Origin of the sequence: Paenibacillus apii (assembly GCF_011043685.1) — a bacterium.
Classification (GTDB): Bacteria; Bacillota; Bacilli; order Paenibacillales; family Paenibacillaceae; genus Paenibacillus_AQ; species Paenibacillus_AQ sabinae.
Window position 1 is genome coordinate 139,077 of the sequence record NZ_JAAKGU010000003.1, and the last position, 20,623, is coordinate 159,699.

General features: G+C 51.9%; 20 protein-coding genes. 5 read left to right on the plus strand and 15 right to left on the minus strand.

Translation table 11 applies throughout. The annotated features are described in order from the left end of the window. Positions 1 to 49: 49 nt before the first annotated feature. Positions 50 to 2,176: a putative bifunctional diguanylate cyclase/phosphodiesterase gene (locus G5B47_RS08945; RefSeq protein ID WP_165097010.1), complete on the minus strand. Its 2,127-nt coding sequence runs from the start codon at positions 2,174 to 2,176 to the stop codon at positions 50 to 52. 368 nt (positions 2,177 to 2,544) lie between these two features. Between G5B47_RS08945 and G5B47_RS08950 the strand changes: the two genes are divergently transcribed. Genes G5B47_RS08950 through G5B47_RS08960 form a run of 3 tightly spaced genes read left to right on the plus strand, consistent with a single transcriptional unit; the run spans position 2,545 to position 5,070 of the window. Beyond that, positions 2,545 to 2,790: a FeoA family protein gene (locus G5B47_RS08950; RefSeq protein WP_025333835.1), complete on the plus strand. Its 246-nt coding sequence runs from the start codon at positions 2,545 to 2,547 to the stop codon at positions 2,788 to 2,790. Beyond that, entirely contained in the window at positions 2,787 to 4,799 is a 2,013-nt protein-coding gene (feoB, locus tag G5B47_RS08955) for a ferrous iron transport protein B (protein WP_165097012.1), read from the plus strand. The genes G5B47_RS08950 and feoB overlap by 4 nt, the downstream gene beginning before the upstream one ends. A gap of 43 nt (positions 4,800 to 4,842) precedes the next feature. Then, complete coding sequence (locus G5B47_RS08960) at positions 4,843 to 5,070, plus strand: FeoB-associated Cys-rich membrane protein (protein WP_407945218.1); 228 nt, start codon at positions 4,843 to 4,845, stop codon at positions 5,068 to 5,070. 186 nt (positions 5,071 to 5,256) lie between these two features. Here the strand turns inward: G5B47_RS08960 and G5B47_RS08965 are convergent, their stop codons facing one another. From G5B47_RS08965 to G5B47_RS09000, 8 genes are all read right to left on the minus strand, one after another. Beyond that, positions 5,257 to 6,372, minus strand: a complete 1,116-nt coding sequence (locus G5B47_RS08965; RefSeq protein WP_328804496.1) for an ATP-binding protein — start codon at positions 6,370 to 6,372, stop codon at positions 5,257 to 5,259. Positions 6,373 to 6,726: 354 nt separating this feature from the next. After that, entirely contained in the window at positions 6,727 to 7,134 is a 408-nt protein-coding gene (locus tag G5B47_RS08970; protein ID WP_165097015.1) for a hypothetical protein, read from the minus strand. 235 nt (positions 7,135 to 7,369) lie between these two features. After that, entirely contained in the window at positions 7,370 to 7,909 is a 540-nt protein-coding gene (locus G5B47_RS08975; RefSeq protein ID WP_165097018.1) for a peroxiredoxin, read from the minus strand. A 212-nt stretch (positions 7,910 to 8,121) separates the two neighbouring features. Continuing rightward, entirely contained in the window at positions 8,122 to 9,201 is a 1,080-nt protein-coding gene (leuB, locus tag G5B47_RS08980; RefSeq protein WP_025333829.1) for a 3-isopropylmalate dehydrogenase, read from the minus strand. A gap of 385 nt (positions 9,202 to 9,586) precedes the next feature. Next, positions 9,587 to 10,678 (minus strand): DUF4097 family beta strand repeat-containing protein, encoded by a 1,092-nt coding sequence (locus tag G5B47_RS08985; protein ID WP_165097020.1) that lies wholly within the window; start codon positions 10,676 to 10,678, stop codon positions 9,587 to 9,589. Positions 10,679 to 10,696: 18 nt separating this feature from the next. Next, positions 10,697 to 11,197, minus strand: a complete 501-nt coding sequence (locus G5B47_RS08990) for a hypothetical protein (RefSeq protein WP_165097022.1) — start codon at positions 11,195 to 11,197, stop codon at positions 10,697 to 10,699. Between the two features lie 72 nt (positions 11,198 to 11,269). Beyond that, on the minus strand, positions 11,270 to 11,722 hold the full coding sequence (locus G5B47_RS08995; protein ID WP_165097025.1) for an anti-sigma factor family protein: 453 nt from the start codon (positions 11,720 to 11,722) through the stop codon (positions 11,270 to 11,272). Continuing rightward, entirely contained in the window at positions 11,719 to 12,441 is a 723-nt protein-coding gene (locus G5B47_RS09000) for an RNA polymerase sigma factor (RefSeq protein WP_235957126.1), read from the minus strand. The genes G5B47_RS08995 and G5B47_RS09000 overlap by 4 nt, the downstream gene beginning before the upstream one ends. Before the next feature lie 199 nt (positions 12,442 to 12,640). Here G5B47_RS09000 and G5B47_RS09005 point away from each other — a divergent pair, with 199 nt between their 5' ends. Then, a complete protein-coding gene (locus G5B47_RS09005) occupies positions 12,641 to 13,516 on the plus strand; it encodes a DMT family transporter (protein WP_165097030.1) in 876 nt (291 codons plus the stop codon). Between the two features lie 66 nt (positions 13,517 to 13,582). Here G5B47_RS09005 and G5B47_RS09010 read toward each other — a convergent pair whose 3' ends face one another. From G5B47_RS09010 to ilvB, 5 genes are all read right to left on the minus strand, one after another. Next, positions 13,583 to 13,753 (minus strand): hypothetical protein, encoded by a 171-nt coding sequence (locus G5B47_RS09010; RefSeq protein ID WP_165097032.1) that lies wholly within the window; start codon positions 13,751 to 13,753, stop codon positions 13,583 to 13,585. A gap of 184 nt (positions 13,754 to 13,937) precedes the next feature. Beyond that, a complete protein-coding gene (locus G5B47_RS09015) occupies positions 13,938 to 15,479 on the minus strand; it encodes a 2-isopropylmalate synthase (protein WP_165097035.1) in 1,542 nt (513 codons plus the stop codon). 138 nt (positions 15,480 to 15,617) lie between these two features. Further along, positions 15,618 to 16,610, minus strand: coding sequence for a ketol-acid reductoisomerase (ilvC, locus tag G5B47_RS09020; protein WP_025333822.1), 993 nt, complete (start codon positions 16,608 to 16,610; stop codon positions 15,618 to 15,620). A gap of 167 nt (positions 16,611 to 16,777) precedes the next feature. Then, the gene (gene ilvN / locus G5B47_RS09025; protein WP_038595629.1) at positions 16,778 to 17,263 is read right to left on the minus strand and encodes an acetolactate synthase small subunit; all 486 of its coding nucleotides are present in this window, start codon (positions 17,261 to 17,263) and stop codon (positions 16,778 to 16,780) included. A gap of 2 nt (positions 17,264 to 17,265) precedes the next feature. Continuing rightward, a complete protein-coding gene (gene ilvB / locus G5B47_RS09030) occupies positions 17,266 to 19,008 on the minus strand; it encodes a biosynthetic-type acetolactate synthase large subunit (protein WP_165097038.1) in 1,743 nt (580 codons plus the stop codon). A gap of 589 nt (positions 19,009 to 19,597) precedes the next feature. Here ilvB and G5B47_RS09035 point away from each other — a divergent pair. Then, on the plus strand, positions 19,598 to 20,041 hold the full coding sequence (locus tag G5B47_RS09035) for a GNAT family N-acetyltransferase (RefSeq protein ID WP_165097040.1): 444 nt from the start codon (positions 19,598 to 19,600) through the stop codon (positions 20,039 to 20,041). 25 nt (positions 20,042 to 20,066) lie between these two features. On the opposite strand, the gene G5B47_RS09040 is transcribed toward G5B47_RS09035, so the two are convergent. Further along, positions 20,067 to 20,414 carry a hypothetical protein gene (locus tag G5B47_RS09040; RefSeq protein ID WP_025333818.1) on the minus strand — a complete coding sequence of 116 codons (348 nt, stop codon included), beginning with the start codon at positions 20,412 to 20,414 and terminating at the stop codon, positions 20,067 to 20,069. Positions 20,415 to 20,623: the final 209 nt, after the last annotated feature.

Below are 20,623 nucleotides of genomic sequence, written 5' to 3' on the forward strand. Positions count from 1 at the left end.
GTGGACCTTTACTATTCTAGCACTTCCGATTGAATAAGGCAATTCTTAATCAGGAAGGCATTCCAAAGGTGGCAGACTTCAGGAAAATATTCTCGAACTCCTGCGCCCTGACCGGTTTACTGAAGAAGTAGCCTTGAGCCTCATGGCAGCGCTGCTGGCGCAAAAATTGCAGCTGATCTTCGTTCTCGACACCCTCGGCCGTCACCTTCAGTTTCAAGTGGTGCGCCATGGAAGTGATCGTGGAGACTATAGCGGCGTTGTTGCTGTCCTCCATAACCTCGGAGACGAAGGAACGGTCGATTTTAAGCCGGTCAATCGGCATGTTCTTCAAATAATGCAGCGAGCTGTAGCCTGTTCCGAAATCGTCGATGCTGATAAATACGCCAAGCTCTTTGAGCCGCTTCAGCTGTTCGAAGGCTTTTTCCTTGTCAAGTGTCATGCTTTCCGTAATTTCAAGGTCCACATAGCACGGGTCGAGACCGATACGCTTTAGAAACTCTCCGATCTTGCCTGCCAGGTTCGGCTGAAGAAACTGCCGCATGGACAAATTGACCGAGACGCAAATCGGGCGGTAACCCGCTGTTTGCCATTCCTTGTTCTGGCGGCATGCTGTGGTGAGCACCCACTCTCCGATCGGAACGATCAGACCGCTCTCCTCCGCAACGGGAATGAACTCCACCGGAGACACAATTCCCCGCTTCGGATGCTGCCAGCGCAGCAGCGCCTCCATGCCGACCAACTCCTTGGTGGACAACTGAACCTGCGGCTGGTATTCCAGGTAGAATTCGTCCCTCTCCAGCGCTCTCCTCAGATCATTCTCCATCTTTAGCCTTTCCGCAGCCTTCATCTGCATCAGAGGCACGTACCGGCGGATGTCCACGCCCTGCTCTTTGGCATTATGAACGGCGGCGTCCGCGTTCTGAATAAGCTGCTCCGCCGTCTCTCCGTCACCAGGATACACGCAGATGCCGAGGCTGAGCGAAATATGGTATTCGCCCGACTCCAGGTCGACCGGCTTTTCAAACAGCTTCAGCAGTTCTCTGGAACGGAGAAGGCAGCTGTCCAGACCGACCCGGTCGGTCATCAAAAAAGCGAACTCGTCGCCCCCCATACTGAACAATTCCTCACCGTGCTGGCTTGCTTCCTTGATCCGCTGAGCTACCAGCTGCAATAGCCTGTCACCGGCATAATGGCCAAGCGAATCGTTAATATTCTTGAAATGATTGATATTCAGGACGACAAGCGCCGAAAAGCCGCGAATAGCGGAGGTCCGGTGCGACTGGATCATTTCATCCACACACTGCAGCAGCCGGCGCCTGTTCGGCAGCCCCGTCAGATCGTCATGATACGCCAAATAATTGATTTGGGCTTCGATCTCCTGCTTCTCGTTAAACGGCTCCTCAATCGTCAGCCTGTATACGCCGCTAAGCAGCAAATAATAGGCAACCGCGCTGCTCACTGTGCCAAGCATCAAAGCGATATTCATGCCCCCGCCCATGCTCAAATAGAACGCCTGACCCAACGTTAAAAATACGAGCGATCGGATAATAATCAGCAGGGAGGACGATTTCACCATGCGCTTTGTATACACGATGATAGCGATCGCAAGCAGGTAAACGATCAGCACAAAGAAATTCAGCAGATTCATCGCGAAATCCGCCTTGGCGGGACTGACAACCCCGGGCAGATAATAGCAGCCGGCCGAGAATATAACGAGTGAAAGCGCAACCAATAAAATAGATTTACGCAGGACGCTGTTTTTGCCCCAGACAAGCATCGGAGTGTCCTCCTTGCCGAAAATCGCCAGAATGCCGATGCTGCTCGCCAGCCGCGAGAAAGTCAATAGCCAAAGCGAACGGTCCTCGCTTATAATGCTCCTGATAAACGGAACGCCGACAAACCCCAACGTATGCAATAGGTCAAATACGCAAACTCCAAGAAAGAGCGCGGACGAGTAGAGCCTTCCTCTGGATAATTGATTGGAGAAAAGCAGCCAACCTTGGGCGAAAATGGCAAATCCAAAGACACTGGTACACCAACTGGCAACGAGATACAGTGCAGAAAGCGTATTTCGCTCAAACGTGCCTTTCAGCGTGATGTGCAAGCTTTGGATCAGCAGAAAAAGCGCTGCGCCGCAGACTGCTGCAAGTACCGTTTTTTTCTCTTCTCTATTCATAGGCCCCTCGCGTCTAATTATTCTCTTTAAGTCATGGAACTTTATATCCTCCTAATAAATATCGGCTGGATAGGGTTGTAAAGTTACAGCGTTATATCGACATTTTATATGAAAAATACGTCACAATCCCTAATAAAACAGCAAAACTATGCACATTTACGAATTATTTGGAAATGATATGTCCATTTTCTTCAAGTATCCCATATATCATATGCACACAGAAAATCATCTGTTTATGAGTTTTCTGGTCGCCTGATTGTCCACCCAACTTATCTATGTGATTTTAATCATTGAATATATCTAAAAATAATGATAAATTACATAAAAACAAATGAGATTGATTCTCAGTCTCCACCGGAGGGATTAAAATGATTGCTTCAGCTTGTTGTCAATTACTGCAACTGCAACCGGGTTCCGCCGGCGCTATTCAAGAGATTCAAGGAATGAACCCGATCCTGCGCCGCCGCCTGGCCGACCTGGGAGTTTCGGAAGGCTGCACCGTCTGTATTAAGGGTAAAGGTCCCTTGCTGGGTCCTGTCATGTTGGAATGTAATGGACAATTGCTGGCCATCCGCCGGAAAGAAGCCTCGAAAATCGTGGTGAACGTGTCATGAGTTCGATCGCACTTCTCGGAAATCCCAATACCGGTAAGACGTCCCTTTTTAATACACTGACTTCTTCTTATGAATATGTAGGGAACTGGGCAGGCGTTACGGTTGAGAAAAAAGTCGGCGACCTGAGAAACGGCGCAGGCACACTGATCGACCTTCCCGGCATTTACTCCCTTCACCCGCTGTCACGCGACGAAGGTGTTGCTACTCAATACCTCCTCGAGGAATCGCCGGAAGCGCTCGTCAACATCGTGGACGCTTCACAGCTTGAACGGAATCTTCTGCTGACCGTCCAACTGCTGGAATACGGGAGGCCGACGGTCATCGGCTTGAACATGATTGATGTAGCCAAAGCCAGAGGCATAAAGGTTCATCCGGATGTTCTGCAAAGCCGGCTAGGCGTTTCTGTGCTGCCGCTAGTCGCAAGAACTGGCAAAGGCAGCTCCCAGGTTCTCAGCATGCTGGAGAAATCAGAGAATATCCCGGCTGTAAACTTCAAGCTGGATTACGGAATTATTGTCGAACAAGCTGTTGCTTCCATTGAACAGGAGCTTAGACACATTCCCGGTCTTCCCGATCATCGCTGGGTCGCCCTGCAGTTATTAGAGCAGAATCCGGTCATTATTCAATTCCTTAAGGATCGAACCGATATCACCCAATTGCTGGCTGTCCGTGAAACCTGCCAAAACAAGCTGCAAGGCAATAAACTGGCACTTACCCTCCCGCAATGGATCCGCTCTATCCGAACCGATTACATCCGCTCGATTTGCAATGACGCTCTGGACACATCCGGCATTAAGCCCCATAATCTGACGGAACGGCTTGACATCATACTTACGAACCGTTTTCTCGGACTGCCTATATTCCTTGCGTTCATGTATGTGCTGTTCAAAACGACTTTTGAATGGGTTGGCGCTCCACTCTCGGATTTGCTGGACGGCCTGATTTCCGGACCGATCAGCAGCGGCGCAACCTCCTTTCTGGATACCGTCGGGGCTTCCGAATTCATTCACGCGTTAGTCGTTGACGGCATTATCGGCGGGGTTGGCGGGGTTATCGTCTTCGTACCGCAAATCTTCATTCTGTTCCTTATTATTTCCTTTGTGGAAGATTCCGGGTATATGGCACGCGTCAGCCTGGTTATGGACAGCATTATGGAGCGGATGGGACTTAACGGCAAGGCGTTTATTCCATTCATCATCGGCTTCGGCTGCAACGTGCCTGCCATCATGGCCGCACGAAGCATCGAACAGCCCAAGGACCGGATGCTGACCACTCTGCTGCTCCCGCTCATGTCCTGCTCCGCGAGACTGCCGGTATATCTGTTGTTCGCCGCCGTCTTTTTCCCGCAAAACCAGGCCGCCGTCATCATGACGATGTATGCTTTAGGTATTGTGTTCGCGCTCTTGCTGTGCAAGATATTCTCGAAATATTTGTTCAAGAACGAGTCCTCGGTATTCGTCATTGAGCTTCCTCCCTACCGTATGCCGATGCTTAAATCATTGTCTCGGAGCACATGGGAGAAGGGCAAGGGCTTCCTGCGCAAAGCGGGATCGATTATCCTCGCCGGCTCCGTAATTATCTGGGTTATGTCTTATGCCGGTCCTGCCGGATTCAATGTGGAAATGGATAACAGCTTTCTCGCCAAATTTGGCGGTCTTGTAGCTCCTTTGCTTCAGCCGCTCGGCTTCGGGAACTGGCAGGCAGGCTCGACACTCGTTCCGGGCTTTCTGGCCAAAGAGGTTGTCGTTTCGACCATGAACATTATTTATCACGCACCGGAAACCGCCGGACTGGAAGCACAGATCGCCCAGACGTTTACGCCGCTTGCCTCCGTCAGCTTTATGGCCTTTATCCTGCTGTATACGCCTTGTCTGGCTACGGTCGGCGTAATTAAGAAAGAAACGGCTTCGTGGAAGTGGACCTTCTTCTCCATCGGTTATTCGGTTGCCCTTGCCTATGTTGTGAGTCTTGTAATCTATCAGGGCGGACGGCTCCTTGGATGGGCCTGATCCGATGCGTGAAGCTTAAATAGAGGAAAGCGAGGAACCTGTCATGATGAGCCTGTTAATTAACACTCTGATCGCCGGTGCGATCTTCGGATATTCCGGATGGATTCTGTACCGCCATGTGCAAAAAGGGAAAAAGGGCGCCTGCGCCGGATGCGACAAAGGCAAGAGCTGCGAAGCCGCTTCTATGAATTCTCCTTTGTCCTGCTGCGGCCCAGGGAACAACAATGTCCCGCCTGCAGGAATGCAGCACAGCAGCCAAGCCGGATTGTAAGTATCTGAGGTCCATCCCGCATTTATATGTACTATTAAAACCAAACAGACCGGCCAAGGGATTACCCTTGGCCGGTCTGTTAATGTTATTGGTAGCGGACGATCAGCGCTTCAAGCAGCCATGAATTACCTGCTCTTAGGGCCCCTCTGCTTACGGGAGGACCTGCAGGAATGAAGAATTCTCTAGCTAAGATGTGAGGCCATTGATCAATGGAAGCGATATCACAAAGCTGGTGCCTTCATTAACCCGGCTTGTGACGGAAATTCGTCCCCCGTGGTTCTTTACGATCCGGTCACTGACCGAAAGTCCCAGCCCCGTGCCGTTCTCCTTGGTAGTAAAGAACTGGCTGAAAAGGCGATTCATCGTGCAAGCATCCATACCTTTGCCGTTGTCCGAAATTAATATCCGCACTTCGCTGCCTTCCCGCCGCGCCCCGAGCTCGATTCTCCCAGTTGTCCCATCCAAACGGTCGGATATGGCTTCAAGGGCGTTTCGTATCATATTGATCAAAACCTGCTTCATCTGCTTCACATCGACGGACACGTACAGGTCACCGGGCAAGGATTGAAGATCGATCTGGCAGCCCTTCATCAAGACTTCACTTTCCGTCAATAGTATAACTTCCTTCAGCAGCGCTGATATGGAAGCGATTCTCGTCTGCGGAGAGGATGGCTTGGACGAAGACAGAAATTCATGAATAATGTCATTGGCCCGGTCGATTTCGGCTAATATGATTTTGGCGTATTCCTCTTTCCCCAGCCCCTGCAGATGCGGGCGAAGCAGTTGGATAAACCCGCGGATGGCTGTCAACGGATTGCGGATTTCGTGGGCGATTGAGGCCGATAACTTCCCGAGCATGGCCAAATTATCATTTTGGTAAGCGGTTTGTTCTATTTTTTTATAATCGGAAACTTCCTTGATGGTAAACAAGTAGCTGCCGTTCATATCCGCTCCGTAAGAGGCGTTCACTTCCCAATACCGGCCGTATTCATCCATGAACTCACATATCGATTTTCCTTTGTACACCGTCTCCCGATAGACTTTCAACAGTTGTCTCTTTTTGGTGCGGGACAAAGAAAGATGAGTTAATATATCGACGATGGTGCATCCCGACAGCTCATAGCGCTGAAGCTCAAGCATTCCGTATGCCCTTGCATTTAGGAAGGTAAGGGAACCCTCTTCATCAAACAGCATAACGCCACTGTCCATATGCTCCAGAACATTCTCATATGTACTGTCCAGAAGCCCGGTTTGGATAGGCCGTGCCGGCAGATGCCGACTATCCTGAATTTCGTGTAACACGATGTGAAGTTCCCCCTTCAACTGAAATTGACGAAGCAGGACTACAAAATTAACGGAGCAGTTCTGCGACATCAAGTTATGCTGTCTTTCAGTAGATGCTAGTGAAGCCGCAAGAACATTCGGCAATCGCTGTATTATTCAGTTATCCAAGCGTTTAACTATATTCCAATCATATCCAAGAAGAGTAGCCAAAGCAATCGGAGATACTGTCGAATGGCAAAAAAAAAGTAAAATGATACTTTAGTGCCCCTCTGGATACAGGCCAAAGGAAACATGCCATACATTTATCCAAAAAAAGACCTCCGCAGGCCGCAGAGGTCTTTACCGTAAAATCATCATAGGATGCGCATACCTCTATGCTTTTTGCTGAAGACGATGGCGGCGCTGACTCATTACGGCCAGTCTCCTCTTCAGCTCCCTCTCCCACTTGACGTCTTCAATCTGCTTGGCTACGGCCAGCAAATCAAGCGCCATATCAATCTGGCTGCGGATAACGGTCAAGGCGTCTTCGCTCTCCATATTAACGACATTTTCAAAGATCGATGCTTCATCTTCCATCACATAATCCTGAAAATCCACGTCAGTAACGCCATCACCGTGCGCATATTCCGCCAGGATCTCATACTCATTCTCGACCTTGTAATGAACTTCCACCCGGTGGCATACCGGACAAAAGAGCAGGGGAACATTATGGACTTGCGTGCGATAATGCTTCAGTGTTCCCTTAGTACCTACCATACTCGCTCCACAGCAAAAACTCATGATTGTTCACCCTCCTATAGGTCAGTTCCATTGGTTTTCCTATTATTGTATTATACACGTTAGATGGCGATTCCTGCTGATTTAAGGATTATATTAAACTTTGCGCCTATTTTCAAACATATTCAGGGAAAATAATGGCCAATTGTTGCAAAAAACCCCCTTGACCGGATTAACAATCCGGAAGGAGGCTTTAGTCAGTGTTTCTCAAAGGACAAAAAGCGGAAAGCTAAACAGCTTACAGGTTCTTATCGCCCGGTTTCCAGTTCATTGGGCAGAGTCCGCCCGATTGCAGCGCCTGCAGCACGCGAAGGGTTTCATCCACGCTGCGGCCAACATCGTTGTGGTTGACAACTTGGTATTTCAGTTCGCCTTCCGGATCGATAATGAAAAGACCACGAAGCGCGATGCCTTCTTCTTCGATCAGTACGCCGTAATCGCTGGCAACCTTCTTCGTAATATCGGAAGCAAGCGGGAACTTCAGCTGACCCAGACCGCCCACTTCGTTCGAAGCGTTGATCCAAGCCTTGTGGCTGTGCACGGAGTCGATGCTTACGCCAAGAATTTCGGTATCCAGAGCCGCGAATTGGTCAGCCGCATCGCTCAAAGCCGTAATTTCCGTCGGGCATACGAATGTGAAGTCCAAAGGATAGAAGAAGAATACCAGCCATTTGCCGCGATAGTCGGACAAGCTCACTTTACCAAATTCTTTGCCGTCTCCCGATACAGTTTCCATTGTGAAATCCGGAGCCGCTTTACCTACCAAACGTTCTGCCATTGCGAAAATCCTCCTTTGATTATGTAAGAAAAACAATCGTCCATCCCTCAGAAAGCGAGGCGAAAAGGCGGTGTCTTTCTTGATTATGATTAGATTTGGTTACGTTGTTGCTGTTACAAACCAAATGGTATCACCGCACAAAATCAAAGTCAAGATTACATTGATTATTTTTTTGTAATTATTATAAATAAGCAAAATTATGTGACGTTTTCTTATTTGCGGATGGCCGCAACGATGAGGTCGCCCATTTCGCTCGTGCTGATCGCCTTGCTCTTGTCCACGGCGATATCGCTGGTACGGTGACCGGCATCCAGCACCTGTGCCACTGCAGCTTCGATTGCGGCTGCCGCGTCTTCATAGCCAAAGGTCAGGCGGAACATCAGAGCCAACGAGAGAATCGTTGCAATCGGATTGGCCAGGCCTTGTCCGGCGATGTCCGGCGCGGAACCGTGGACCGGCTCATACAGGCCGTAGCTTCCCTCACCCAGCGAAGCGGAGGCGAGCATGCCGATGGAGCCTGTCAGCATTGCGGCTTCATCGCTCAGAATGTCGCCGAACATGTTCTCGGTCACGATGACGTCGAAGCTGGACGGGCGGCGCAGCAGCTGCATGGCGCAGTTGTCGACCAGCACATGCTCCAGTTCCACGTTCGGATAATCGGCCGAGACACGGATCACCACTTCACGCCACAGACGCGACGTTTCCAGCACGTTCGCTTTGTCTACGGAAGCCAGCTTGCCACGGCGCTTGGAGGCAATTTCAAAGGCCTGACGGGCGATACGTTCCACCTCAGCCACATTGTATGCACAGGTGTCAACGGCTTCTTCCCCCTGCTCGCTTGGACGACGGAACTTCTCTCCGAAATAGATGCCGCCGGTCAGTTCGCGCACGACGATCAGGTCCGTTCCTTCAAGCACTTCCGGCTTCAGCGTGGAAGCATCCTTCAGACAGTCGAAGACAACCGCAGGACGCAGATTCGAGAACAGGCCCAGCGCTTTGCGGATGCCCAGAAGCCCGGTTTCAGGACGCAGCTCTTTCGGATTGGTGTCCCATTTGGGGCCGCCGACAGCGCCCAGCAGCACGGCGTCCGCTCTCTTGCAGACCTCAAGCGTCTCCTCAGGCAGCGGAGTTCCCTTCTCATCGATGGCGATGCCGCCGAACAGCGCATGCTCGGTCTCGAATTTGTAGCCGAATACCTCTTCGGTTGCTTTCAATACTTTTTCCGCTTCCGCCACAACCTCGGGACCGATACCGTCCCCTGCGATTACGGCGATTTTTTTAACTTCACTCATTCTTCGTCACTCCTCAAGTTGATCCGCTCCCACGCGGACATAGTTCTTCTGTATATTGTTGTAACATAATGAGATCAAAAGAACAAAGATATGGAATCTATTAATTGATAGGCTTCGCCTATAAGTAGATATGAGAATCAGACGGAAAAACAATACTTTGGCAGGTTTAGCGTCAGAGTGCGGAGGCGGGTGCTTCATAAAGGATTGGAGCGTGAGCGCTTCATGGCATCGCCTTGGGTTTTTTATTATGGACGAATCAGTTAAGAGTCATGCAAGCCGGCTGCGGATAGCCCAAGGCATACAACTGATGAATTTAAGCTGAGAACCACCACAAAAAGCCGCCAGCTTGCCGGATTCCTCCGGCCGCTTGCGGCTCTTTCTGCAGCTATTGTGCGATATCCGCGGTCACGCTGCCATTCGTCGTGGACAGCTTGACGGTGTTGTTCCCGCTTCCAAGCACAGCGGTACCTTGATCGCCGCTTTTTTCCTGCCAATGTACGCTTCCTTTCAGCGAACCGTTGCTCGTATCGGCTGCAATTGTCGCATCCGTCTTCTCAGGCATCGTCAGCGAGATGCTGCCGTTGCTGGAAGAGCAATCCCAATTTCCCGTAATGGGGGATTTAATGACGATTTTGCCGTTGCTGCTCTTGGCGTACACCTGGCCGGAAATCCCCTCAAGCGTAATGGAACCGTTGGAGCTGGTGATGTGCGCACCTCCGTCCACATTTTGCAGGTTTAACGAACCGTTGCTGGTGCTGGCCTTGACTCCTCCCTTTATGCCTTTCATTTCGATTCTGCCATTGGAGGTGTCGGCCTCAATTCCGCCCCCCAGATCCGAAACGTCCAGGGAACCGTCGCTTGTGTCGATCTTGACAGCGAGCGCCGCCGGAAGACTTACATTCAGATATGGACTGTTGCCGGAAAATCCGAAGTAAATCCCCGATAAAAGGCTCTTTTCCGCAGTCATTTCAAGCACTGCCGTGTCGCCATCCGTTCTTACCTTCCAGTACTCTTTCATCGCCTGTTCGCTTTCGCTCTTGCTGCTGCCCGGGGACATCAGTTTGCCGTCATAAGTCAGAACGCTTCCTTCAATCCCGTTTACCTTAACCTTGCCGTTTGGAATGGAAATGACGACCTTTTTAATATCAGACCCAATTTGCACCGTTCCGTTAACGGAGCTTAAATGCGCCTTCCCCAATATAGTGTCCAGCGAGCCTCCCGGAAGCGCCGATTGTCCTCCGCTCACGAGCCCCAGCAGTACAATCAGGACGATGGCCCATCCGCTTATCCGGGTCCTGGTCTCCGATCGATTGAGCAGCCGAATCAGCATTTCCAGTCCCAGCAGGATGAGCAGCGCCGGCCATAAATACCCGATAGCCGCAAAGGTTAGCTTCCCGTATTGAATCAGCGCAATGATGACGCCAAGCGCGATGCAGCCAAGCGCCGCAGTCAGACTTCCGATTTTCCATCTTCCCATGCCCGTAATTCTCCGTTTCTATGCTCTAGTATTTTTCTTTAGCATATGCAGCCCGTAACCGATTAGGCCAACCGCTACCAGGATCGTGCCGATATTTAAATCTGAAAGCAGCATCCACAAATCCGGGAATATTGTGATGAGCAGCAGAGCTGCCCCCGCAATGATGCAGGCGCCTCCAAGCAGCACCGGATTCACGTCATCCTTCGGATAATCGGGCATCGGCGGCATGGAAAGCGGCGGCCACGGCGCGTCGAAGCCTTCCGGTCCGTACATCAGCCGTTCTTGTTCAGCGGCCGCAAGCTTATTCCAGGTTGCTTTTTGAAGCGCGTCGAACAGCTGGTAGAACCACAGGGCGGCCAGCGCGAACGGGAAAACCTGCGGGATGGAAGGAATGCAAATGATGCAGGCAAACGCGCCAATCATAAACTGCATTCCCTGTTTTTTGAAGCCCAGGTACAAATGTCCGAGTCCCGGAACCATGGCCAGCATAAAGGTGAGCCAGCGTTTCTTCTTGATCATGTAATATCCTCCTGATTAGGTGTATTGCCGACATTCCGCATGCAAAATATCGATTTATTTGTCTTCAACCGCTTAATGCGTTCTTTGGGCGCCGAACAGCTTGGTAACCGAGCTCGACATATGGCCGTTGATTTCGGTAAGCCCGTAGCCCAGCTGCTCAAACACGCCGAACTCCAGCAGTACAAAGGTCAGACAGGCGGCAAGGCCATAGTGAATCCATGAGGTCCGGAGCGCAAACCGTCTTCTGGAAGGACTGTCTTGCGTATTATTGCTGCGCCGCGCGTCCTCCAGCCGTTCGATTTCCGCCATCACCGGCGGGACAAGATCGGGCCCCCCGAAAGACAGCCTGAGCTCATCGTCGCCGTCCATCTCTTTCCATATCTGTTCCATCGCCCTTGCTTCCTCCAGCCACCGTGCGCAGCCGGGACATCCTTCGATATGACGCGTCAATTCCCGCTCCGCTTCGGGAGACAGAAGACCTTCGATATAATGGGGAAGCCATTCCGTCACTGCAGTACATTTCATTCCCATCTCTCCCCTTTTCTTCGCATGATCTGTCTGGCGCGGTACAGCTGGGACTCGACCGTTTTTACCGAGACGCCCTTCACTTCCGCAATTTCCTGATAGCTTTGCCTGTTAAAATAGTACAGCTGCACAACCGACCGGTACGGTTCCGCAAGACTGTTCACACTTTCGCCAAGCTCTTCGGAGGCCTCCTTGCGAAGCACGGCATGCTCCGGCGTCTGGTGGGTCACATAGTCATTCTCCGTGTAATCCGCCATGCTGCGGTGCTTCCACTCCCTGTCGCTCGCTCTTTTGTAGTCGAGACAAGTGCGGTAGGCGATGCGGTACAACCAGGTAGAAAATGAGGATTGACCCCGGAAGGAGGGAAGCGCCTTGTAGGCTTTAATGAATACCTCCTGGGCCATATCTTTGGCCGACTCGGGTTCTCCCGTTATTTTTACGCACACCCGGTATACCATGCCCTGATAACGCGTCACCAGATGCGCAAAAGCTTGACGCTCGCCGCTTAACACGGCCGATATCCATTCCGCCTCTTCCAGTTGTCTCCCCTCCCCCTCTATATTACGTTTGACGTCCGAACCTTTCTTTTCCCTGCAAAAATCTTTGATTTCATCATAACCTGATTTCGGGCAAACGTTCAGTTGAATTTTACAACGCCGAAAGCACCTGAAAATGATTAAATCGGCGGCACAAAAAATCCGGGTTGTCTGTTCAAACATAGCTCCATCTGCTACGATTAGAAAAATGTATAACTTAATTCAGATAAGACTTGAGGTGGATAAAGATGTACCTGGCGCCATTATTTGAAAACGATGTACCTGCAGCACTCTAACGCCCTTAGTGGAGTGAAGGTGCCTGCATCTCTCCGTTAAGGGCATTTTACCGGCCTATATTATAAACGGAGGGTACAAACAACAAATGAAAAACACTTGGTTAGGTTCGATCTATTTGGCTTTAGCCGCCAGCATTTGGGGCGGAATGTACGTCGTCGTTAAAATAGTCGTAGCGGTCATACCGCCGCTTGAGCTGGTGTGGATGCGCTATTTGGTAGCTATAATCGCCCTTGTCGCGATCGGCTGGATCAAACGGCAAAGCTGGCGAATCCATAAACGGGATATCTTTCTCATCATAGCCATTGGAATCATCGGCAACGCGATTTCGATTGTTACCCAGGAAACGGGCACCATGCTGTCCTCTGCGCAAATGGGAGCGATTATCACTTCTTCAACACCGGCATTTATGGTTATTTTTGCCCGGCTGCTGCTTAAAGAACGGCTGACTGTACAAAAGGGGCTGTCCGTCTGCCTCGCGACCATCGGTGTTCTTCTCATCGTCGGCGTCGATCATGTGAATCTGACCGGCAAGCTTGGCGGCATTTCACTGCTTGTGGCCGCGCTAACCTGGGCGCTCATGTCGGTTCTGGTCAAGCGCGTGCCGAGTGATTATTCGCAGATTGTCGTGACGACTTATTCCATTCTGGTTGCACTGATCGTATTGACCCCTTTTGTTTTGGGGCGGTTATCCGCCATTCCTGTCGCTCAATTGGGACATCCTGCGATCTGGGGAGGCATCTTGTATTTGGGGATTGTCTCAACGGCTGGGGGATTCCTGCTCTGGAACCGGGGATTGCAAATGCTTAACGCTTCAAGCGGGGGGCTGTTTTTCTTCTTTCAACCTGTAGTGGGAACATGGCTTGGATGGCTTATTCTGGGCGAGAAGATAGGCGTTACGTTCTGGTTCGGGTCCGTCCTGATTCTTAGCGGGGTTGTATTGGTTCTTTACGAGAAAAAATAGGATTCAAAACATGGCAAGGCTGCTCTCCCGTCAATCAGGCGGCGTAAGAGCAGCCTTTTCGGCTATTTACGTTTCATTTTTGGTAACACCGTTTAAGCTTGGTACATAATCGGCCGCTTTGCTGTTATTCAGCATCTGGGGCTCTTCGGTGAAATGGGCGTTGTTTTGCTGATTGTCTTTCTTGTCTGCGCGGTTATCCGCACGGTCCTTCTTGGGATCGGCGCTGTTTTTGGGCATGACCTTCACCTCCATCTTCCCACATCTAGTATGAGAAGGCGGTTTGCCTTTTATCCTCTCCGTCATTTCTAGCGGCAATGTCGATAAAAAAAGGACTGCGAAAGACCTCGGAATCATCCGCGTCCTTATGCAGTCCTTCGTGTTCCGCCGTTTTCAGTCCAAGAGGAAACGGCAGCTCCAATTGCTATAAATGAGCGTTTTCACGCCCCGTATACGTCTTTCGCTTTTCGATGAGCTTGTTCAGCGCATCCAGATAAGCCCGGGCACTGGCTTCCAGAATATCGGTGCTGAGTCCTCTTCCCGCCGCGGCTACAATGCCCTGCGACAGAATGACATGCACTTCGCCTTGGGCATCTTTACCTTGGCTGACCGATTTAATGGAATAGTCGTCAAGCTTGACTTCCTCGCCCGTCGCCTGGTCGATCGCGTTATAAATCGCATCCACCGAACCGTTCCCTTCGGCCACGGCGACAATCGGTTCCTGCGGAGGACCGTTTAGAACCAGCTTCGCCGTAGGCGTCGCTTCATTGCCGTAAGTGACATACAGGGTGCGCAGGCTGTAGATTTCCGGCGTATCGAGCAGTCTGGCTTCCAGCAGCGCGAGGATGTCCTCGTCGGATACTTCCTTTTTCTTGTCCGCCAGCTCCTTGAATTTGGAGAACGCTGCATTCAGCTCGTCTTCCGGCAGATCATAGCCGAGATCGCTCAGCTTGTCGCGGAAGGCGTGCCGCCCGGAATGCTTGCCGAGCACCAGCTTGCTTTCTTTCAAACCGATCGTTTCCGGCGTCATGATCTCGTACGTCGTCTTCTCCTTCAGCATGCCGTCCTGATGGATACCCGACTCATGAGCAAAAGCATTCGCGCCGACGATCGCCTTGTTGCCCGGTACCACCATGCCGGTCAGCTTGCTGACCAGACGGCTCGTACGGGAAATTTCGGACAGGACAAGCGAGGTCTTCGCGCCGAAATACTCGCTGCGCGTTTCCAGCGCCATTGCCACTTCTTCAATGGCCGTATTGCCCGCCCGTTCGCCAATGCCGTTGATCGTGCCCTCGATTTGATCCGCCCCGTTCTGGATGGCCGCCAGCGTGTTCGCCGTCGCCATTCCCAGATCGTTATGGCAATGCGCGCTAAGCTGAACGCGATCAATATCGGGAACATTTTCCTTTAAATATTTAAAGATCGCCCCGTATTCCGCGGGGTTCAGATAACCGACCGTATCGGGAATGTTAATGACGTTCGCGCCTTCGCGTACCGCCATGCCGACGACCTCGGCCATAAAGTCAAGCTCGGTCCGCCCCGCATCCTCCAGCGAGAACTCCAGCTTGGGGAAATACTTCTTCGCGTACCGGATAGCTGCCTGCGCAGTCTCCAACACCTGCCCTTTATCCATCCGCAGCTTGTGCTGCCGGTGAATCGGAGAAGTGGCGAGGAACAGATGAATGCAGGGGTCCTGAGCGCCCTGAAGCGCCTCCCTGACGGCATCAATATCCGTCTCACGGGAGCGTGAAAGACCGATGACCGTTACATTCTTTACCGCCCGGGCGACGGCATTGACCGCGGCCAAGTCACCAGGCGACGCCGCGGGAAATCCCGCCTCCATCCGGTCAATACCCAACCTTTCCAGCTGATAGGCGATTTCCAGCTTCTCGCGAGTATTCAGATTCACGCCGGGGGACTGTTCTCCGTCACGCAGCGTTGTATCGAAAACATAAATTTTCCGCATGCCGGGCACCTCCTTAAAAGTAATCTTCAAACGCTCCAAATGCGGCCCGCTAGAAGCGGAGCCGCACCTGAAGACTTGCATGTATAAGCATTATGCAAAATGCAGTATATGTGAATCCGGGTACTGATTATGTCCGTCTTATTTCTTGATCCAAGCCATCATTTCACGCAGTTGTCCGCCGACAACCTCGATTGGATGAGCGGCTTCGTTGCGGCGCGTAGCGGTCAGGAACGCGCGGCCGGATTGGTTCTCCAGAATGAAGTCGCGTGCGAATTTGCCCTGTTGGATATCGCTCAGTACGGCCTTCATCGCTTTCTTCGTTTCTTCGGTTACGACGCGCGGGCCGGTTACATAGTCGCCGTATTCCGCTGTGTTACTGATGGAATCGCGCATGGTAGCCATGCCGCCTTCATAGATCAGGTCAACGATCAGCTTCATTTCGTGCAGGCACTCGAAGTATGCCATTTCCGGAGCATAGCCGGCTTCAACCAGCGTTTCAAAGCCCGCTTTGATCAGAGCCGTTACACCGCCGCACAGTACGGCTTGCTCGCCGAACAGGTCGGTTTCGGTTTCTTCGCGGAAGGAAGTCTCGATTACCCCAGCGCGGGTACAGCCGATGCCTTTGGCATAAGCCAGGCCGATTGCCTTCGCGTTGCCTGTAGCGTCCTGCTCGATTGCGATCAGGCCGGGAACGCCAAAGCCTTCTTCATAAGTGCGGCGAACCATATGTCCAGGGGACTTCGGAGCAACCAGCAGTACGTCCGAATCCTTCGGAGCGATAATTTGGCCAAAATGCACGTTGAAGCCGTGGGAGAACATGAGCGCCGCGCCTTGTTTCAGGTTCGGTTCGATTTCATTCTTATATACAGCCGCCTGTGTTTCGTCAGGCATCAGAATTTGCACCACATCCGCGCGGGATACCGCTTCGGAGACCGGCAGAACTTCAAAACCGTCATTCTTCGCGGTTTGGAACGATTTGCCTTCGCGCAGGCCGATGATTACTTGAAGTCCGCTGTCACGCAGGTTCTGCGCCTGGGCATGCCCTTGGCTTCCGTATCCGATAACCGCGATTGTTTTACCTTTTAATACGCTCAGATCCCCATCCTGCTCATAGTACGTTGTTACTGCCATTGTCAAAATCCTCCTTTAATTTGGAACCCATCTAAAGAGCGGGTGCTTCAGGAGAAGACCATGCCTCGTCGCTTTCCCCTCAAGCTCCCGCTCTTTAGCGGGCATGCCGTTCATAGATTATATTGTACTGCAAAAAAGCAGCAATTCGTTAAAGTTGTAAAATATACCTACTGCACATTTCCGCGTAGCATTGCCGTAACGCCCGTCCGCGAAAGTTCCCTGATGCCGTAAGGCTTCAAGAGCTCGATCATGGCGTCGATCTTCTGCGTGTCCCCGACCACCTGCACAAGCAGGCTCGTGCTGCCGATATCGACAACGGAAGCGCGGAACGTTTCGACTACACCCATAATCTCCGGCCGCTCGGAAGGGTCGGCTTTGACTTTGATCAACGCCAGCTCGCGGGCAACCATCGGCCTTACGCTGAGGTCGATTACTTTGATGACGTCGATCAGCTTGTAGAGCTGCTTCTCAATCTGTTCCAACTGCTCCTCGTCTCCCAAGGTCACAATGACCATCCGGGACAGCCCCGCTTCCTCCGATTGACCGACGGTAATGCTCTCGATATTAAAGCCACGCCGTCCGAACAGCCCCGATACCCGCTGGAGTACCCCGGGCTGATCGTTAACGAGTACGGAAATCGTATTTCTTGCCACTGTTATTCATCCCCCATCAGCATTTGATCGATGGTCGAGCCCTGGGTTACCATCGGATAGACATTCTCGTCCTTCGAAACGAGGAATTCCACCAATACCGGTCCCGGCGTTTCCAGAGCTTCCAGCCATGCCGACCTTGCTTCTTCCTTCGTGGTCGCCCGAAGCCCCTTAACCCCGTAAGCTTCAGCCAGCTTCACAAAATCCGGGCTTCCGGCCAGATCCGTGTAGCTGTATCGCTTCTGATATATGAGGTTCTGCCACTGGCGAACCATGCCGAGCACCTCGTTATTGATAACAACGATCTTGATCGGAATGTTGTGGATGGCGCAGATCGCCAGCTCCTGGGAACACATTTGCATGCCGCCGTCGCCGTTGATCGAAACTACAAGCCGTTCCGGGTTGGCCATTTGCGCGCCGATCGCCGACGGGAAACCGAAGCCCATCGTTCCAAGACCGCCGGAGGTCACCCAGGAACGCGGATGATTGAACTTGTAATACTGCGCCGCCCACATTTGATGCTGACCGACGTCTGTCGTTACAATCGCTTCCCCCTCCGTAGTGTCATTGATCATCTCGATGACCCACTGCGGCTTCAGCACTTTGCCGTCGTCGTTATAACGAAGCGGCTGATCCTGCATCCACTGGGCGATCTGCGCTCTCCAGGCGTCCGCGTTCGCAGCGCGTGCCACTTCAGGAAGCAGCAGTTCGAGCACCGTCTTGACATCGCCTACGATCGGGATGTCCGGGGATACGTTCTTCCCGATTTCGGCAGGGTCGATGTCGATATGGACAATCTTCGCTTTTGGCGCAAAGCCGTCAAGTTTGCCTGTTACGCGGTCGTCGAACCGGGCGCCGATATTGATCAGCAGATCGCAGTTCTGGATGGCGTGGTTCGCCGTATACGTACCGTGCATGCCAGGCATGCCCATCCACAGCTCATGGCCGCTCGGGAAAGCGCCCAGTCCAAGCAATGTGGTCGTGATCGGAATTTCCGTCTTCTTGACGAATTCGTACATCTCCTCATGCGCGCCGGAATAAATAACGCCCCCGCCGGCAATGATGATCGGCCGCTCGGCTTCCGAAATCGCACGCACCAGCTTGTCGAGCTGCAGTTTGTTCGGAACCGTGCGCGGATTGTATCCCCGCAGGTTCACGCTTGTCACAGGTGTGAACAGCGTCTTCGCCGCGGATACATCCTTGGGAATATCGATAAGTACCGGCCCCTTGCGGCCCGTCGATGCAATGTGGAAAGCTTCGTGAATGATTCTCGGCAAATCCTCCACATTGCGAACCAGATAGCTGTGTTTGGTGATCGGCATCGTGATGCCGGTAATGTCCGCTTCCTGGAAAGCATCCGTACCGATCAGGCTGGAGAATACGTTGCCCGTGATCACCACCAGCGGAACGGAGTCCATATAGGCCGTGGCAATGCCCGTGACCAGATTGGTCGCCCCGGGTCCGGAAGTCGCGATACACACGCCCGTCTTGCCGCTTGCTCTTGCATATCCGTCAGCCGCGTGAATCGCCCCTTGCTCATGGCGAGTCAGCACATGATTGAAATCATTGAAGCCGTACAGTGCGTCATAGATGTACAAGACGGCTCCGCCGGGATATCCGAACACCGTATCCACGCCCTCAAGCACCAGACTGCGGAGCAAAATATCCGATCCGGTAATCACTTCCGGCTTCATCCATTTCTTACGTAACTCTTCTGTTGTCCGCGCTTCCGGTATTTGCGTCATCATTCAGTCATCCTCCTTACAAAATGTCAAACTTCCTATGCAAACGACGATCGCCATTATTCTTCGAATCAGCCGGCTTCACACAATCAAAAAAGCCTTTCATCTCCCACGTGCCGCAATAAGCACGTGAGGGACGAAAGGCTGTTCTTCCGTGGTACCACCCATATTTGCAATGCATCTCGCGATGCAATGCCTTGGCAGGTATGCAAAAACCCATCGATGTAGGCATAAGCCGATTTCTGCAACCTGAAGTCCGTAACGCGGACCACACGATTTCCCCTAATAATTCCGCCGAATTGATAAACGGACCTTTCAGGAAAACAGCTCCGAGGTGAGCTCGTATATAAGGGGTATTGGCGGTGGTTTCAGCAGTTCCACTCGCTCTCTGGTCAAAAGAGCCCTTAAAACTTCGTCCTCTTCATTGCCGTTGAATATAGTCAATGAAATGTTTAGACACATTATATGATTCCTTACACGGTTAGTCAATCCCTTATTTTAATCTGCCCGATTTGTCCCTCTTTAGTCCCGGGCGGAACCCGCACCCCCCTGCCAATCATATAATGTACGACAATATGTGGAAGGGGGAAGCGCCGTGATCCGTTACCGCAGACCCAAACAGGATGACGCGATCATTCACCGGTTGATTGAGACCGAGCTTGTTCCATTGTCCCATCTGCCTGCAAAAATGCTGAATCAGGTCAAAAAAGAACTCCCTGACCGGCTTGGACGGGGAGTTACCCTTGTGGCGAGTCACGATTACGACAGCGACCCGCTGGGTTTTGTCCACTTTATGCTGCACGGAAATCTGCTGTACATCGATATGCTGGCCATCGACTCGTCTTCGAAGCGGAAGCGCTGGGGAAATATGCTCATGGACCGCGCGGAGCGGTTTGCACTATCACGCGGATGCCTGCGATCCAGGGTAGCTGTAGATATCGGGAATGCCGCCGGGCTTGCTTTTTATGAAAAGCTGGGCTACTCCGTGGTCCGATATTCGTCACAGGGCATGTGCTACGAGATGGAGAAACGCTTTTAAGCGATTGGCGTTTGCATAAAAAATTTTAGAATATACCGTAAGGATAAGGTCCGCCGCCGTAACCGCCATAGCCGCCGGGGCCATAACCGCCGCCGGGGCCGTAACCCGGGCCATAGTAAGGCTTGCCGTGGTATCCGGGGTAGCCATAGCCGCCGTAAGCGTATGGAGCGGTTCCTACAGCAAGCAGGTCGAACAGAACCAGCGGAATCAGGGCTTTCGTTTGTACTTTTTTACCATCGGACGGCTGCACAATCAGACGGTTGCCCGAGATGCGAATCAGTTTGCCGGCAACCTTCGTTCCGTCTTTTTTCACCGCTACGATATTTTTACCCACCAGTTTCGCAACCTGCTTCTTGGTCACATGTTGTGTCATAATATCCCTCCTCTTGAATTTCTTAAGAACTGGGCACACAGACAAAAATGGGCTCTGCGGCCATAAGATTGCTGTCTTCGAGAACATTGTATTCGCTGCAGCCGCTGCCCGCCTGTACCTCTGCCCAGGCCCCCGTCTGGATCGAAGTATGTATAAATAAAAAACCGCATTACCGACAAAAGCCGGGAATACGGTTAAACCGAAAAAAC